Annotated in this window: 14 protein-coding genes and 1 riboswitch; of the genes, 13 read left to right on the plus strand and 1 reads right to left on the minus strand. The window is 51.7% G+C overall.

Features of this window, described 5'->3' with window-relative positions; genetic code table 11:
* The first annotated feature begins 420 nt into the window (after positions 1-420).
* The 13 genes from cbiD (at position 421) to AC0THY_RS10975 (ending at position 14,067) form a co-directional block, all read left to right on the plus strand.
* Complete coding sequence (gene cbiD, locus AC0THY_RS10915) at positions 421-1,581, plus strand: cobalt-precorrin-5B (C(1))-methyltransferase CbiD (protein ID WP_489990634.1); 1,161 nt, start codon at positions 421-423, stop codon at positions 1,579-1,581.
* Between the two features lie 32 nt (positions 1,582-1,613).
* On the plus strand, positions 1,614-2,297 hold the full coding sequence (gene cobI, locus AC0THY_RS10920) for a precorrin-2 C(20)-methyltransferase (RefSeq protein ID WP_489990635.1): 684 nt from the start codon (positions 1,614-1,616) through the stop codon (positions 2,295-2,297).
* On the plus strand, positions 2,298-3,056 hold the full coding sequence (cobM, locus tag AC0THY_RS10925; RefSeq protein WP_489990636.1) for a precorrin-4 C(11)-methyltransferase: 759 nt from the start codon (positions 2,298-2,300) through the stop codon (positions 3,054-3,056). It begins immediately after the preceding gene.
* Positions 3,057-4,112, plus strand: coding sequence for a cobalt-precorrin 5A hydrolase (locus AC0THY_RS10930; RefSeq protein WP_489990637.1), 1,056 nt, complete (start codon positions 3,057-3,059; stop codon positions 4,110-4,112). It begins immediately after the preceding gene.
* Positions 4,105-4,836 carry a precorrin-3B C(17)-methyltransferase gene (cobJ, locus tag AC0THY_RS10935; protein ID WP_489990638.1) on the plus strand — a complete coding sequence of 244 codons (732 nt, stop codon included), beginning with the start codon at positions 4,105-4,107 and terminating at the stop codon, positions 4,834-4,836. The genes AC0THY_RS10930 and cobJ overlap by 8 nt, the downstream gene beginning before the upstream one ends.
* Positions 4,829-6,829, plus strand: a complete 2,001-nt coding sequence (cobK, locus tag AC0THY_RS10940; protein ID WP_489990639.1) for a precorrin-6A reductase — start codon at positions 4,829-4,831, stop codon at positions 6,827-6,829. The genes cobJ and cobK overlap by 8 nt, the downstream gene beginning before the upstream one ends.
* The gene (locus tag AC0THY_RS10945; RefSeq protein ID WP_489990640.1) at positions 6,829-8,241 is read left to right on the plus strand and encodes a cobyrinic acid a,c-diamide synthase CobB; all 1,413 of its coding nucleotides are present in this window, start codon (positions 6,829-6,831) and stop codon (positions 8,239-8,241) included. The genes cobK and AC0THY_RS10945 overlap by 1 nt, the downstream gene beginning before the upstream one ends.
* Positions 8,241-9,221 carry an adenosylcobinamide-phosphate synthase CbiB gene (cbiB, locus tag AC0THY_RS10950; protein ID WP_489994181.1) on the plus strand — a complete coding sequence of 327 codons (981 nt, stop codon included), beginning with the start codon at positions 8,241-8,243 and terminating at the stop codon, positions 9,219-9,221. The genes AC0THY_RS10945 and cbiB overlap by 1 nt, the downstream gene beginning before the upstream one ends.
* A 25-nt stretch (positions 9,222-9,246) precedes the next feature.
* Entirely contained in the window at positions 9,247-10,389 is a 1,143-nt protein-coding gene (locus AC0THY_RS10955) for a pyridoxal phosphate-dependent aminotransferase (RefSeq protein ID WP_489990641.1), read from the plus strand.
* The gene (locus AC0THY_RS10960; protein WP_489990642.1) at positions 10,316-11,836 is read left to right on the plus strand and encodes a cobyric acid synthase; all 1,521 of its coding nucleotides are present in this window, start codon (positions 10,316-10,318) and stop codon (positions 11,834-11,836) included. The genes AC0THY_RS10955 and AC0THY_RS10960 overlap by 74 nt, the downstream gene beginning before the upstream one ends.
* Positions 11,833-12,471, plus strand: coding sequence for a precorrin-8X methylmutase (locus AC0THY_RS10965; protein ID WP_489990643.1), 639 nt, complete (start codon positions 11,833-11,835; stop codon positions 12,469-12,471). The genes AC0THY_RS10960 and AC0THY_RS10965 overlap by 4 nt, the downstream gene beginning before the upstream one ends.
* Before the next feature lie 167 nt (positions 12,472-12,638).
* Positions 12,639-12,815, plus strand: a riboswitch (cobalamin riboswitch).
* A gap of 183 nt (positions 12,816-12,998) precedes the next feature.
* Positions 12,999-13,748, plus strand: coding sequence for an energy-coupling factor ABC transporter permease (locus tag AC0THY_RS10970; protein ID WP_489990644.1), 750 nt, complete (start codon positions 12,999-13,001; stop codon positions 13,746-13,748).
* A gap of 1 nt (position 13,749) precedes the next feature.
* The gene (locus tag AC0THY_RS10975) at positions 13,750-14,067 is read left to right on the plus strand and encodes an energy-coupling factor ABC transporter substrate-binding protein (protein WP_489990645.1); all 318 of its coding nucleotides are present in this window, start codon (positions 13,750-13,752) and stop codon (positions 14,065-14,067) included.
* 101 nt (positions 14,068-14,168) lie between these two features.
* Here the strand turns inward: AC0THY_RS10975 and AC0THY_RS10980 are convergent, their stop codons facing one another.
* Positions 14,169-15,821 (minus strand): sirohydrochlorin cobaltochelatase, encoded by a 1,653-nt coding sequence (locus AC0THY_RS10980; RefSeq protein ID WP_489990646.1) that lies wholly within the window; start codon positions 15,819-15,821, stop codon positions 14,169-14,171.
* Between the last annotated feature and the right edge of the window lie 109 nt (positions 15,822-15,930).

Here is a 15,930-nt window from a genome sequence, read left to right on the forward strand (position 1 = left end):
TGGAAGAAGAATATAATAAGTAACAGTGAGTAACTATTCAGCAGGTCTGCGCATTTACTGCGCAGACCGTGAGTAAATGATTCAGGAGTGCAAAAATCCCATCACCGAAGGTACTGAACAGTTACAACAGTGAATATAAAAAGCATAAGTACTGCCAATAGGCAGTCAGAGGGAAGCCAGGTGGAAATCCTGCACAAGTCCGTTACTGTGAGAGTCAGATACCTGCTTATGCTTTGAAACAAGGTGGATACTGCGGCAACCGGTATTCTCTTAGGGGAAAAGTCCGTTGTCTTTTAAAGACAGCGGTTTTTTATATCATATCATAGGAAAGTCCTTTGGAATTCCCTATGATATAAAAAGCCCTCCGGGCGGGATCGCACAGCGGCGGAGTGGAAGATGGCTGCTAAAGGGAAAACTTTAATGAAAAACGGGTTAGAAAATCACTACATTATCAAAGATAATAAAAAACTGTATTTTGGGTATACAACAGGGTCCTGCGCTGCAGGGGCTGCGAAGGCGGCGGCAGTGATGCTGTTTACAGGTCAGGATATACGGCAGGCGGACCTAATGACTCCCAGAGGAATACTACTGCACCTGGAGGTAGAGGACATCAGGAGGGAGCAGGGACAAGTATCCTGCGCTATCCGAAAGGACGGAGGGGACGACCCGGACGCCACCCACGGAATGCTCGTGTATGCATCCGTAAAAAAGTCCCAAGGTACAGGTATCTCCATTGACGGTGGAGCGGGCGTGGGACGTGTTACCAGAAAGGGGCTGGAACAGCCTGTGGGAGCTGCTGCCATCAACCGTGTGCCTAGACAGATGATCCGTGAGTCAGTGGAGGAGGTCTGCCAAGAGCACGGATATCAGGGAGGCGTTGAGGTGGTTATCTCCATACCCGGAGGGGAGGAGAGGGCTCAAAAGACCTTTAACCCGAGGCTGGGGATTGAGGGAGGGCTCTCTGTCCTGGGAACCAGCGGAATCGTTGTGCCCATGAGTGAGGAGGCATTGATTGCCAGCATACGCCTGGAGATGGAGATGCACCATGCACAGGGAAGAGAATACCTTTTGATCACCCCCGGAAATTACGGGGAGGAGTTTGTGAGGGAAAATATGAAGCTGGATCTGGAAAATTCCATGAAGTGCAGCAACTATGTGGGGGAGACTCTGGACATGGCTGCCGGTATGGGGATTCGGGGAATCCTGTTTGTAGCTCACATAGGAAAGTTTATCAAAGTGTCCGGCGGGATCATGAACACCCACTCCAGAAGCGCGGACTGCAGGGCGGAGCTGATGGCAGCCGCAGCGCTTCGGGCAGGTGCGGATGCAGGGCTGGCCGGGCGGATTCTGGGTACGGTGACAACCGAGGAGGCGGTGAAGCTTTTAAAGGATGAGAAAATGCTGGAACAGACTGTGGGGGAGGTTTGTGCGAAAGTGCATTTTTATCTCCAAAACCGATGCCAGGGTACCATGGAGACAGAAGCAGTGCTGTTTTCCAACAGCCTGGGATATCTGGGGGAGACACAGGGCGCCCGGAAGCTGATGGCACGGCTCACAAAAAGAGCGCCTGTCAAGGAATAGACACTTACAATACATGACAAAGGAGAAACGAGATGAGCGGAAAATTATACGGACTTGGAATCGGTCCCGGAGATCCGGAGCTGCTGACGCTGAAGGCAGTGCGCCTGATCCGGGAAAACCAGGTGATTGCCCTGCCGGGGGTACAGGCTGAGGATACAGTGGCCTTCCGCATTGCCGTACAGGCAGTGCCGGAACTTGCGGGGAAGGAGCTGATTCCCATCCCGATGCCCATGACAAAGGACCCACTGCTTTTGAATACCAGCCATGAACAGGCGGCAGACCGGTTGGAGACATACCTTAAAGAAGGGAAAAATGTAGTGTTTCTCACATTGGGGGACCCCAGCGTGTATTCTACCTATTTATATGTACATAAACGGATTTTGGATAGAGGATACGAGGCGGAGATTGTGAGCGGCATCACCTCTTTTTGTGCAGTTGCGGCCAGACTGAATATGGGACTTGTGGAGCGATCGGAGGAACTCCACGTGATACCGGCCTCCTACCAGATTGAGGAAGCGCTGAAAATGCCCGGTACCAAGGTTTTAATGAAAGCGGGAAAAAAGATGGGAAGGGTAAAGGCCATGCTCAGGGAGGCAGGGGCCTCTGCCGTGATGATCGAGAACTGCGGGATGCCGGGGGAGAAGATCTATACCTCCCTGGAGGAGATTCCGGAGGATGCGGGTTACTATTCACTGATCATTGTAAAGGAGAGCTAAATGGTACATTTCGTAGGAGCAGGTTCGGGAGCGCCGGACTTGATTACACTGAGAGGGAAGAGGCTGCTGGAAAATGCAGATATCATAATCTATGCAGGCTCACTGGTGAATCCCCAGCTTTTGGACTATAAAAGGGAAGGATGCCAGGTGTACAACAGCGCGAAGATGACGCTGGAGGAGGTGCTTCAGGTCATGTTTGACAGTGAGGCAAAAGGGCTGAACACCGTCCGCCTGCATACCGGAGATCCCTGCCTTTACGGGGCCATTCGTGAACAGATGGACGTGCTGGATGAGAGAGGGATCGCCTATGACTACTGCCCTGGGGTAAGTTCCTTTTCAGGGGCAGCCTCTGCGCTGAACCTGGAATACACGCTGCCGGATGTATCCCAGAGTGTGATCATCACCCGCATGGCCGGGAGGACACCAGTTCCGGAAAAGGAGGAGATCGCATCCTTTGCGGCGCATCAGGCTACTATGGTGGTGTTTTTGAGTACCGGTATGCTGGAAAAACTCTCAGATAGGCTTATTGCAGGGGGATATAAAGAGGATACTCCCGCTGCGATTGTGTACAAGGCTACCTGGGAGGATGAGAAGGCTTTTGTGTGCACTGTGGGTACACTGGCCAAGACCGCCAGAGAGAACCACATCACAAAAACCGCCTTGATGATCATCGGGGATGTGGTGAGCCACAGCCACTACCGCCGGTCCGATCTCTACAATCCGGCCTTTGCCACAGAGTTTCGGGAGGCAAGCGAATAGATGAGGCTGGCTATGATTAGCTTTACGGACAACGGGAGCAGTCTCTGCGCCAGGCTGACAGGGCTGCTGACGGACCGGGGATGGGACTGTGAGGGCTATGGAGTCAAAAAGTATGCGGGGAAATACGGTCTGGAAGAGATTGATAATCCCCTGAGCGAGTGGACAGGAGAAATGTTTGAGCGCAAAGACGCCCTTGTGTTCATTGGCGCTTCCGGGATAGCGGTGCGGGCCATAGCGCCGTGGGTGCGGGACAAAAAGAGAGATCCCGCTGTGGTGGTGATGGATGAGAGGGGGATTTTTGCGATTTCCCTGTTGTCCGGCCATCTGGGGGGTGCAAATGAGCTGGCTGGTATGCTGGCAAACCTGACGGGGGCCATACCGGTGATCACAACAGCTACGGATGTAAACGGACGCTTTGCGGTGGATGTGTTTGCAAAGAAAAACAAACTGCATATCAGCAGTATGGAATATGCCAAAGAGGTGACTGCGGATATCCTGGATGAGAAGCCCGTGGGGCTGGTGTGTGAGCTCCCTATTGCCGGAAAGGTGCCCGAGGAACTTGTACAGGTTTCCCACACAGAGCCTTTTGAGGGGGAGTGCGGGATCGTCATTTCGCTCAATGAGGAGAGAAGCCCCTTTTTAAAAACACTTCATCTGATCCCCAGATGTGTGACAGTAGGAGTGGGATGCAGAAGAGGGACGCCTGCAGAAGCTTTGGAGGAGTCCGTCTTAAAAGCGCTTGCAGCCAATCATCTCTCCATTTACAGCGTGGAACAGGTGGCCAGCATTGAGCTAAAGAAGGATGAGAGAGCCATAACAGAGCTATGCGGAAAATTTAGCCTTCCTTTATGCACCTATACAGCCCAGGAGCTAAAGGACGTTCCGGGGGATTTTGAATCCTCTGCATTTGTAGAGCAGGTGACAGGTGTGGACAATGTGTGCGGGCGCAGTGCAGTGCTGGGCAGTGCGAACGGGCGGCTGATACAGAAAAAAAGGGCAGGCGGCGGTGTGACTGTGGCCATAGCCATCAGAGATAGGAGTGTTGATTTTGGGTAAAATCTTTGTAGTAGGAATTGGACCCGGAGAATATGAACAGATGACCATTAAGGCGGCAAATGTGCTGAGAGAGTGTGATGTGATCATTGGCTACACGGTCTATGTGGATCTGGTTAAAGCGCATTTTGCGGATAAAGAGTTTATGACTACCCCCATGAAGAAGGAGGTGGACCGGTGCATTATGGCCTTTGAGGAGGCGGGTAAGGAGAAGACCGTGGCAATGATCTGCAGCGGTGACGCGGGTGTTTACGGGATGGCTGGGCTTATGCTGGAGATTGGCCAGAGATACCCTGAAATACAGGTGGAAATCGTGCCGGGAGTCACAGCCGCCACAGGAGGAGGCGCGGTGCTTGGAGCGCCTCTGATTCACGACTTTGCCCTCATCAGCTTGAGCGACCTCCTGACTCCCTGGGAGAAAATTGAGAGGAGGCTGCTTTGCGCATCAGAGGCGGACTTCGTGATCTGCCTGTACAACCCTTCAAGCAGGAAACGCCATGATTACCTGCAGAGAGCCTGCGGCCTTGTGATGAAATATAAGAGTCCGGAAACTGTCTGCGGTATTGTGTGGAACATCGGCAGGGAGGGGGAGCAGATGACGGTGCTCACTCTTAAAGAGCTCGAAAAGACAGAGGTGGACATGTTTACCACAGTGTTTATCGGAAATTCCCAGACAAAAGAGATCAGTGGCAGGATGGTTACACCGAGAGGATATCTGCATGGATAGGATTTTAATATTTGCCGGTACCACAGAGGGACGAAGCTTGGCTGAATATTTGAGGGACCACAACATAGCGTCCCAGGTTTGTGTTGCTACGGAGTACGGGCAGCAGCTGATGGAGGAAGGACCTCTTGTGAAACTGCACACGGGCAGGCTTACAGAGCGGGAAATGGAAGCGCTTATGGAAAGAGAAAAGATAACTCTTACTGTGGACGCCACGCATCCCTATGCCACAGAGGTCACAAAAAACATTTTAAGAGCATGTCAAAATACAGGCGCAGAGTATCTGCGTCTGCTTCGGGATGTGGGATATGATACAGATGAAAAGTGCGGATGCAAAACAGAGGAAAAAGATATCCACTGTGTGGAAAATGTAAAGGAAGCAGCGGATTTTCTGAGGGGGACCAGGGGAAATATTCTGGTCACCACAGGAAGCAAGGAGTTGTCTGCATTTACCTGTATAGAAGATTTTCGTGAACGGGTCTATGCCAGAGTGCTGCCCTCGCCGGAGGCGGTTCAGTCCTGCACAGAGATGGGATTTAGCGGCAGGCATCTGATCTGTATGCAGGGACCTTTTACAAAAGAGATGAACATAGCCATGATGAGGCAGTATGGGATCAACTGGCTGGTGACCAAAGAATCCGGAAAAAGTGGCGGGTTTGAGGAAAAGCTTTATGCTGCCCGGGATGTTGGAGCCCGGGTGGTGCTGATCGGGCGGCCTCCCCAGATCGCAGGGGCCATGAGCCAGGAGGAGATTCGAAACCTGCTGCGGGGCCGCCTGTGTATTAAGCCAAATCGGCAGATCAGCCTGGTGGGCATTGGCATGGGCAGGCATGAAAATATGACTATGGAGGCCAGGAAAGCCTGCATACAGGCCCAGGTTCTCATCGGAGCCCGGCGTATGCTGGAAACTGTACAGGAGCTTGGGAAGCCAACGTTTATCTCTTACAAGCCGGATGAGATCAAAGAGTATATTGAAAGCCATCCGGAATACGAGCGCATCGCAATACTGCTCTCAGGGGATGTGGGATTTTACAGCGGAGCCAAAAAACTGTTGGAGCTGTTTCCAAGGGAGGAGGTAAGCCTGTTCTGTGGAATTTCCTCTGTGGTTTATCTCTGCGCAAAGCTGGGCATGTCCTGGGAGGACGTAAAGCTATTGAGTCTCCACGGGCGGAAACAGAATATCGTCCGGGCTGTGGACTGCCATGGCAAGGTATTTGCATTGGTGGGGCAAAAAGGCGGAGTGGGTATGCTTTGCAGAAAGCTGTGCGGCTACGGTTTGGGCAAGGTAACCCTTTTCGTGGGGCAGAATCTATCCTACCAGAATGAGAGTATCGTGCGGGGTACGGCGGAGGAACTGCAAAACCAGGAGTTTGAGGCCCTGTGTGTGGTGCTCATTGAGAATAAAAGTCCTCATAAAAGAGTTGCCCACGGCCTCGCGGATGAGGAATTTCTGCGGGGAAAGGTGCCTATGACCAAGAGCGAGGTGCGCAGCATTTCCATCTCAAAGCTTGGACTTAAAAGGGATTCGGTCGTCTATGACGTGGGAGCCGGAACTGGGTCTGTGGCTGTTGAGATGGCTCTTGTGGCCTGTGAAGGACAGGTGTACGCGGTGGAGAAAAAGCCGGAGGCCGTGGAGCTGATCCGGAAAAACCAGGTAAAGTTCCGGGCGGACAACCTAACTGTGGTGGAGGGGCTGGCGCCGGAGGCTTTGGAGGGACTGCCCGCGCCCACCCATGTGTTCATCGGTGGATCTTCGGGTAATATGAGACGGATCTTAGATGTGGTTTTTGCTAAAAATCCCCTGACCAGGGTGGTGGTAAACGCCATTGCACTTGAGACAGTGGCAGAGACGGCTGCCTGCATGAGAGAGCTGGGGGTAAGGGAGCGGGATATTGTGTGCGTTTCCTCTGCCAGGGCCAGGGAGGTGGGCGATTATCACATGATGATGGGGATGAATCCTGTCTATATCCTTTCATTTACTGGAGGTGAGGACTAATGCAGTCACCCAGATTTATGCTCAGCGCCGCCTCAAGCGGCAGTGGAAAGACTATGATCACCTGTGGGATTCTGCAGGCTTTACTGGAACGGGGAAGAAGGCCTGTGGCATTTAAATGCGGTCCTGACTATATTGATCCCATGTTTCACGCAAGGGTGCTGGGAACAACCTCCAGAAACCTGGACACTTTTTTTACGGATGAGGTGATGACCAGATATCTCTTCGCCAGAGGGGCACAGGAGGGAGAACTCTCAGTGATGGAGGGGGTCATGGGCTTCTATGACGGCCTGGGCGGTATCAGCACCAGGGGAAGCGCCTATGACTTGGCCAGAGTGACAAAGACACCGGTGATTTTGATCGCGGACGCAAGAGGGATGAGCGTATCTGCGCTGGCACTTCTTAAAGGATTTCTGACCTACCAAAGTGACAGCGGGATAGAGGGCGTGATCTTCAATCAGACAAGTCAGGGGATGTACCGGGAACTGGCAGAAATGGTCAAAGAGGAACTGGGTATCCGTCCCCTTGGATATGTGCCGAGAGTGCCGGATATGGCCATCGAGAGCCGCCACCTGGGGCTGGTGCTTCCAGATGAGGTGGAGGACCTGAAAGGGAGGCTGAAAAGGCTTGCCGCCATTTTTGAGGAGACGTTGGATCTGGAGGGCATAGTTAACGTGGCTGAGAGCGCTCCTGATCTGTGCTGTGAAAGACCCGTCTGCCTTGACTCCCTGTACAAGGAGGCCAAGACAGACGGGATAAGGGCGGCAGCGCCGGTGGTTGCCGTGGCAAAGGATGATGCTTTCTGCTTTATCTATGAAGACAATCTAAAGCTGTTGGAAGACCTGGGAGCCAGGATCGCCTATTTCTCGCCGCTGTGTGACAGTAGTCTGCCGGAGGGCAGTCAGGGTTTGCTGCTTAGCGGCGGGTACCCGGAGCTGTTCGCAGAACAGTTGGAGAAGAATACTTCCATGCGGCAGGAGATCCTCAGAGCGGTTAAGAGTAAGATGCCGGTGATGGCAGAGTGCGGAGGGTTTATGTACCTTCATGAGACCATGGAGGATATGGAGGGCAGAAAGTTTGCAGGTGTGGGAGCTGTGGAAGGAAGTGCTTACTATACAGGAAAACTCACCAGGTTTGGGTATATCGGTCTGAAAGCCAACCGGGAAGGAATCCTGGGCAGCGGCTGTACAGCTCTGAAGGGCCATGAGTTCCACTATTTTGACAGCACCAGCTGCGGGGAGAGCTTTACGGCAAAGAAACCCCTTCGCAGCCGGAGCTGGAAGTGCATACATGCAAGCGATAGGACTCTGATGGGATTTCCTCATCTGTATTACCATGCAGACCCAAGGCTTGCCGCTGACTTTTTAAAGGAATGTGTAAAGTTTGCAGAAGAATCAGGAGGAGAGACGGAATGATGCTTTCACTGGGAGCGCTTATACTTGGTTTTCTGTTGGATCTGGTCATCGGAGATCCCCATTTCCTCTACCATCCTATCCGCCTGGTGGGAAATCTGATTGGAGCGGCGGAAAAAGCCCTGCGCCGTGTGTTCCCTGGGACAAAGCGCGGGGAGCTGGCAGCCGGGATTTTTCTGGTGGTGGCTGTGACGGCCATTACCACATCAGTTCCGGCGCTGCTGTTATATGGGGCTGGAAAGCTGGGATGGGGATTTCGGTTTGTTCTTGAGACAGTGATGTGCTATCAGCTGCTGGCCACAAAGGCTCTGAGGGATGAGAGCATGAAGGTGTATGAGCGTCTGAAGGAAGGGGATCTTAAGGGGAGCCGCTTTGCGGTCTCTATGATTGTGGGAAGGGATACCCAGGTGCTGGATGAAGCTGGCGTGACCAAGGCGGCTGTGGAGACGGTGGCGGAGAATGCGTCCGACGGAGTGATTGCCCCCATGATCTTTTTGGCCATCGGAGGTCCTGCCCTGGGATATTTCTATAAGGCCATCAACACCATGGATTCCATGGTGGGGTATAAAAATGAGAAGTACCTCTATTTTGGAAGGGCAGCAGCCAAGCTGGATGATGCGGTGAACTATCTTCCGGCCAGACTCTCGGGGCTGTTCATGATACTGGCCTGCAGTTTCACCGGTTTGGACCGCAAGCGGGCCTTCGCTGTCTGGAAACGGGACAGATTTAATCATGCCAGTCCCAATTCCGCGCAGACAGAGGCAGTGATGGCAGGAGCTCTGGGGATACAGCTTGCCGGGGATGCGTGGTATTTTGGTACTCTTTATAAGAAAAAGACAATCGGAGATGCAGTGCGGCCGGTAGAGTTTGAGGATATTCGAAGAGCAAACAGGCTGCTTTACGGGACAGCAGTTCTGTCCATGGTGATTCTGGGGGTGGCAAAAGTACTTGCTGTGCTCTGGATAGGGAGTGGTTTAGTTTAGCATAAGGGAAGAGAGGACAGAAGGCATGGCAAAACATAAACACGGGGGAGATGTGTATTCACAGAAGTATATAGCCGACTATTCTGCGAATATCAATCCCCTGGGGCCCCCCCCGGGTGTTTTAAAAGCAGTGCAGGAGAGCGCGGGGAGGATTGCAAACTATCCGGATGTGGAGCATCGGGAATTAAAAAAGACATTGGTCAATAAGACAGGAACAGAGCCGGAACAGTTGATTTTCGGAAATGGGGCAGCAGAGCTGATTTTTGCGCTGGCTCTGGGGTTGAAGCCAAAGAAGGCGCTTTTGGCAGCTCCCGGGTTTGCGGAGTATGAGGAGGCGCTCTTGGCAGCAGGGTGCCAGGTGGAGTATTACCTCCTGCGGGGGGATAAGGACTTTGTGATCCAAGCGGACTACCTGGAGTATATCTCATCGGATGTGGACATGCTGTTTCTGTGCAATCCAAACAATCCCACGGGCAGCCTCACGGATCGGAAACTGTTGCTTCAGATTGCAGAGAAGTGTACGCAGTGCCGGGTTACTATGGTGGTGGATGAGTGCTTCAACGGCTTTCTGGATGAGCCGCGGGAGTACACGCTGAAAGACTGGACAGGCCGGTACCCCAGTCTTTTTCTGCTGAATGCATTTACGAAGATCTATGCCATGCCCGGGCTGCGCCTGGGCTATGGAATCTGTTCAGACCCTCAGGTGCTGGAAAAAATGCGGCGGGTGATGCAGCCGTGGAGTGTTTCCCTGCCGGCCCAGAGAGCAGGTGTGGCCGCGCTCTCGGAGGATGTCTATGTACAGACGGCCAGAGCCCTGATCTCGGAGGAAAAGCAGTATCTGGCCGGGGAATTGAAAAATATGGGATGTTCTGTCTGGAGACCTGCTGCAAACTACATATTTTTCAAGGGACCTTTGGGGCTTGCTGAGGCATGTCAGAGAAAAGGCTACCTGATACGCGACTGCGGGAACTATCGGAACCTGTGCGCGGGGTACTATCGGATTGCGGTTCGGACCAGGGAGGAGAACGCGGCCTTTGCAGCAGCCTTAAGGGAGATTATTTGGGAAGCCGGCAGTGAAACGGAGGAGAAAGCAGATGGCAAAAGTAATTATGATACAGGGAACCATGTCCAATGCGGGAAAGAGCCTGATCGCAGCAGGGCTGTGTAGGATCTTTCACCAGGACGGCTATAAGACGGCGCCCTTTAAGTCCCAGAATATGGCTCTGAATTCGTTTATCACAGAGGATGGGCTGGAAATGGGAAGGGCCCAGGTGATGCAGGCTGAGGCAGCGGGAATAAAGCCCAGGGTGGAGATGAACCCCATACTTTTAAAGCCCACTAATGACACGGGCTCCCAGGTGATCGTAAACGGTGAAGTCTTGGGAAATATGAGTGCAAGAGAGTATTTTGCATACAAGAAAAAGCTGGTACCACAGGTGATGGAGGCCTTTGAGACGCTGAATCAGGAGTATGACATCATAGTCATCGAGGGCGCGGGCAGCCCTGCTGAGATCAATCTGCGACAGGAGGATATTGTCAACATGGGGCTTGCCAAGCGGGTAAAGGCGCCGGTTTTGCTGGTGGGTGATATTGACAGGGGCGGTGTCTTTGCGCAGTTGATCGGGACTGTGATGCTGCTTGAGGAGGACGAGAGGGCTTTGGTCAAAGGCCTGATTGTGAATAAATTCCGGGGGGACAAGACCATTCTGGAGCCGGGACTGGAGCAGTTGGAAGTAAGATCTGGGGTACCGGTGGTGGGAGTAGCTCCCTATTTAAACATTGAGGTGGAGGATGAGGACAGCCTCACCACACGCTTTGAAGGGCAGGGGGAAGTGGGAGTGATCGACATTGCGGTGATACGGGTACCACGGATCTCCAACTTTACGGACTTTAACCCCTTTGAGAGCATGGACGGAGTATCCCTGCGCTATATCCGTCATGCGGGAGAACTAAAAAATCCGGATATGATCATACTTCCCGGAACCAAAAATACCATGGAAGATCTGCTCTGGATGCGTCAAAATGGCCTGGAGGCCGCGGTCTTAAAGGCAGCGTCAGCCGGAACGGTGATCTTCGGGGTGTGCGGTGGGTTTCAGATGCTGGGGGATACGCTAAGTGATCCCCAGGGCGTTGAGGCCGGAGGCCAGATCAAAGGCATGGGGCTGCTGCCCATAGACACTGTGTTTGAGGGAAGCAAGACGAGAACCCGGGTAAGGGGCCGGTTCAGCGGTGCGGCTGGCGCTCTGCGGGGATTGAATGGAATTGAACTGGAGGGTTATGAGATCCACATGGGAGCCAGTGCTCTAAAGGAGGGGGCGGCTGCGCTCACCAGCATTGAGGACTTTGTAAAAAGAGAGGGAGCAAAGGCAGATGGAGCCAGCAGGGACAATGTCTACGGCACCTATGTGCACGGCGTGTTTGACAAAGAGGGAGTGGCCAGGGAAGTTGTCATGGCACTTGGACGCAGAAAGGGGATTGACGCCAGTGACATTGCCTCAGTTGATTTTAGGGAGTTTAAGGAGACCCAGTACAATATTTTGGCGAAAGAGCTGAGAGAGCATTTGGATATGAAAAGGATCTATGAGATCCTGGAGAACGGAGTGGAGGGGTCATGAAGATAGAACTGGAAAATGTAAAACCAATGGATATAGAAAAGAGAAGCTTTGAGATCATCTCCCGGGAACTGGGCAGAGAGTTGCCTGGGGATCAGGAGCCGATCATCAAGAGGTGCATTCACACCAGCGCAGACTTTGACTATGCGGATAACCTATATTTTTCAAAGGGGGCTGTAGAACAGGCTGTGGCTGCGATCAGGAACGGGGCTTGTATTGTCACAGACACACAGATGGCAAAAGCCGGAATCAACAAAAGGGCCTTAGCCAGATACAAAGGAGAGGTGTTCTGCTTTATATCTGATGAGGATGTGGCCGCGGAGGCAAAGAGTCGAGGGATCACCAGGGCTGCTGTGAGTATGGAGAAAGCTGTGCAGCTTAATAAGCCTCTGATTTTTGCAATTGGAAATGCACCTACTGCGCTTGTGCGCCTGTATGAGCTGGTAAAGGAAAAAAATCTGCAGCCGGAACTGATCATTGGGGTCCCTGTTGGATTTGTCAATGTGGTGCAGTCCAAGGAGCTGATCATACAGACAGACGTTCCCTGTATTGTAGCCAGAGGGCGTAAAGGGGGCAGCAACATTGCGGCGTGTATCTGTAATGCTCTACTTTATATGATCAATAACGATAGATTATGATTGACGAAATATGGAAGAAAAGGTATAATAATTTTTGAAAACCATATCTGCATAGATAGAAATACCGTAACTATTCAGCAGGTCTGCGTATTTGCTGCGCAGACCGTATGAAAATGATTCAGGAGTGCAAAAATCCCATCACCGAAGGTGATTTTAAATGGATTTTTGCATGTAATTGTGAAGGTACTGAACAGTTACGAAATATCGCACAAGGAACACGGAGAAACCGGGCAGTCACCACTACTGTATTGCGGACGAATAAGCAAATGCCACTGGCGAAAGCTGGGAAGGCGCTTAGGAGGAGGAAGCAGAGCCAGGATACTTGGTGCAGAGAGATGGAGAATTATATTTCTGGGCTGAAGAAATATTCATTCTATTGAACTTGACTAGGATGGAAGGTGTTCCCGGAAGGAGCGCCTTTTTGTTTTCTATGTTCTTTGAATGCCCTGAAAAGAGGGGGTGGGAGAGGAGTACAAAGGTTTTGTAATTCTAATAACCATATATAAAAATAAGGAAGGGGATCAAGAATGTCAAAGACAGAGAAAAAACTTTTGAAAATTGCAATCGCATTTGCCTGCATATTTTCCGTTGCGCCGGTGGCCAACGCGATGCACATCATGGAGGGATATCTTCCGCCTGCGTTCTGCGTAGGATGGGGAGTTGTCTGCATCCCGTTTTTAGCAGCCGGATTTTTATCCATCAAAAAGACCTTAAAGGAAAACCGTAAGGCGATTACCCTGATTGCCATGTCAGGCGCTTTCATTTTTGTGATTTCTTCACTGAAGATTCCGTCCGTTACTGGAAGCTGTTCCCATATGACCGGCACAGGACTTGGAGCTATCCTTTTTGGTCCCGCTGCAGTCAGTATCCTGGGTATTATCGTATTGTTATTCCAGGCTATTTTGCTGGCACACGGCGGATTGACCACCCTTGGGGCAAACACTTTTTCCATGGCGGTCGCAGGGCCTCTGGTGTCCTTTGGAATCTACAAGCTGCTCTCTAAGACAAAGATTAACCGAAAGGTAAACATCTTTCTGGCAGCAGCGCTCGGAGACCTGTTTACTTACTGTGTGACAAGTGTGCAGCTTGCTATGGCAAACCCCTCCGCGGAGGGCGGCGTGGGCGCCTCCATTGTGAAGTTCCTGGGCGTGTTTGCACCGACACAGCTTCCCCTGGCAGTCATTGAGGGCATCTTAACCGTAGTGATTATCATCGGACTGGAATCCTTCGCTATGCCGGAGCTGAAATCCATCGGTTTTGTAAAGGAGGCAAAATAATATGACAAAGAATACAAAGACGGTAATTGTACTGCTTGTTCTCGTTCTCGTAATCGCAATCGTACCTCTGTTTGCGATGAAGGGAGCGGAGTTTGGCGGATCGGACGATGCGGGAAGCGTGATGGTGGAGGAGATCAGCGGTGAGTATGAGCCCTGGTTCACACCAGTGCTGGAGACGATGCTGGACGGAGAACTGCCGGGAGAGGTGGAGAGCCTGATCTTCTGCATCCAGACGGGAATCGGAGTCGGAATCATCGCCTTTTTCATGGGCAGGTTCGTAGAGCGCAAAAAACAGATGAAGCTCCACGGCGAGGCGTAAGAAAGACAAGCTGAGAAAACTGAAGTTGATGGGGTGTCACTCAATCATCTGTTTTGATGATTTTGCGGCACCCCCTATTTTTATACAAAACGTTAGATTGATCAGCAGCTTTCCTGAATATGCCGCAGAAAAATTTTGCGCACGCCTGGGTATTCGCCTAAGCCCTTGAGATGGCATTCCACCTCAAATCCGGACTCTCTGAATTGGTTTACCCAGGAATCTTCCTCTTTTCCAGCCATATCATTGTGGGCGTGATCACCAGCCACGATCATGAAGGGGGCCAGATGTACTTTTTGGGGCCCGTATTCCTTTATCTGGCGGAGCAGGGAAGCCATGGTAGGGTAGGCCTCCACGGTTCCCAGGAAGACATTGCTGTAGCCCATATCCTTAAACTTGTAATCAAGGGCAGCATAGACCGCATTTGCATAGTGGGTGGTTCCATGTCCCATGAGCACAAGCACTTCATCGCCGGGCAGGGCCCCCCACTCTTCCATCAGCGCTAAGATGGTCTCCTCACTGTCCTGCTCGGAAGTGAGAAGGGGAGTGCCAAAGGAGATTGTGGTGAAGCGGTCCGCGTAAGAGAGTACGTCCTCTTTCATCAGATCATTCTCAATACCATTGATTACATGGGTGGGCTGTACAATCACTTCTGTGACCCCATCTGAGATCATTTCCTCCATAGCCTCCCTGACATTGTTGATATGGAGGTTGTCACGCCTCTTCAGTTTTTTTAAGATCATCTTGCTGGTCCAGGCCCGGTAAAGAGTGTGGTCGGAGCAGGCTTTACGGATGTCCTCCTCAATCCGGTCAATATTCTTCTCTCTGGTCTCGGCATAGCTGGTGCCGAAGCTGACAGCCAGGATTGCCTTTTTGGATGTTTTGGGCATAGTGTTACTTCCTCCATAGTATTTTTTGATCTGTATTCCTTCTATGTACTTTTCCAGCATTCCCAGTGTGCGCGGGAGTGCAAGGGAAGGGTTTAGGATTTCTTTTTTGCACAGGTCCTCAAAGAGAAGGACAACGGCAGGGGGCTCCAGGTTTGTCTGGGACAGAATGCTTTTGTTTACAAAGATATCCTCCGGGGAGCCCTCTGCCAGAATCTTCCCGTCCTTAAAGAGGACCACATCATCAGCCCAGCGAAGTGCAAAATCTACATCGTGGGTAGAAATGATCACAGTGATGCCGGCATCTGTCAAAGTGTCAATCAGACGGTTTACCAGTGTGGTATGTTTGGGGTCCAGTGCCGCAGCCGGTTCATCGAAGATGATTACATCCGGGTTCATCACCAGGATATCCGCGATGGAGACCTGTTTTTTCTGCCCGCCGCTTAAGGCGTGGGTAGGTTTGCTGCGAAAGGGGGTGATCTCCAGCTGAGAGATCACCTTCTCCACCTCATTTCTGGCCTTTTCTTCAGAGGCTCCCAGATTCAGGATACCAAAGGAGATCTCCTGATAGACGCTGGCGGAAAAGAGCTGATTATCCGGGTCCTGGAATACAATTCCAATCTTGCTGCGAAGCTTCAAAAGACCTTTTCTGCTGTAATCGTAGGGTTCTCCGTTGTAATAAAGAGTGCCCTCCTGGGGCTTGTGGATTCCGTTCAGACAGAGAAAAAAGGTGGACTTTCCGGAGCCGTTGGCCCCCATAAATGCAATTTTGCGCCCCTTGCGGATGGAAAGGTCAATTCCGTGAAGTGCCTTTGTCCCATCCTCATAGGCAAAGTGTAAGTTTTGCGCCTGGATAATGATATCGTTCATAGTTCCTCCTCATAGGATGCATCAGTGTAACTATTTAGCAGGTCTGCGCATTTACTGCGCGGATCGTAAGAAAATGACTCAGGAGTGCAAAAATCCCATCACCGAGGGA

The organism is Ruminococcus sp. 8Y-12, from assembly GCF_058119865.1.

Coding starts and splice junctions, on each gene's coding strand:
- cbiD (WP_489990634.1), top strand. CDS start 421: ATGAAAAACGGGTTAGAAAATCACTACATTATCAAAGATAATAAAAAA.
- cobI (WP_489990635.1), top strand. CDS start 1,614: ATGAGCGGAAAATTATACGGACTTGGAATCGGTCCCGGAGATCCGGAG.
- cobM (WP_489990636.1), top strand. CDS start 2,298: ATGGTACATTTCGTAGGAGCAGGTTCGGGAGCGCCGGACTTGATTACA.
- AC0THY_RS10930 (WP_489990637.1), top strand. CDS start 3,057: ATGAGGCTGGCTATGATTAGCTTTACGGACAACGGGAGCAGTCTCTGC.
- cobK (WP_489990639.1), top strand. CDS start 4,829: ATGGATAGGATTTTAATATTTGCCGGTACCACAGAGGGACGAAGCTTG.
- AC0THY_RS10945 (WP_489990640.1), top strand. CDS start 6,829: ATGCAGTCACCCAGATTTATGCTCAGCGCCGCCTCAAGCGGCAGTGGA.
- cbiB (WP_489994181.1), top strand. CDS start 8,241: ATGCTTTCACTGGGAGCGCTTATACTTGGTTTTCTGTTGGATCTGGTC.
- AC0THY_RS10955 (WP_489990641.1), top strand. CDS start 9,247: ATGGCAAAACATAAACACGGGGGAGATGTGTATTCACAGAAGTATATA.
- AC0THY_RS10960 (WP_489990642.1), top strand. CDS start 10,316: ATGGCAAAAGTAATTATGATACAGGGAACCATGTCCAATGCGGGAAAG.
- AC0THY_RS10965 (WP_489990643.1), top strand. CDS start 11,833: ATGAAGATAGAACTGGAAAATGTAAAACCAATGGATATAGAAAAGAGA.
- AC0THY_RS10970 (WP_489990644.1), top strand. CDS start 12,999: ATGTCAAAGACAGAGAAAAAACTTTTGAAAATTGCAATCGCATTTGCC.
- AC0THY_RS10975 (WP_489990645.1), top strand. CDS start 13,750: ATGACAAAGAATACAAAGACGGTAATTGTACTGCTTGTTCTCGTTCTC.
- AC0THY_RS10980 (WP_489990646.1), bottom strand. CDS start 15,821: ATGAACGATATCATTATCCAGGCGCAAAACTTACACTTTGCCTATGAG.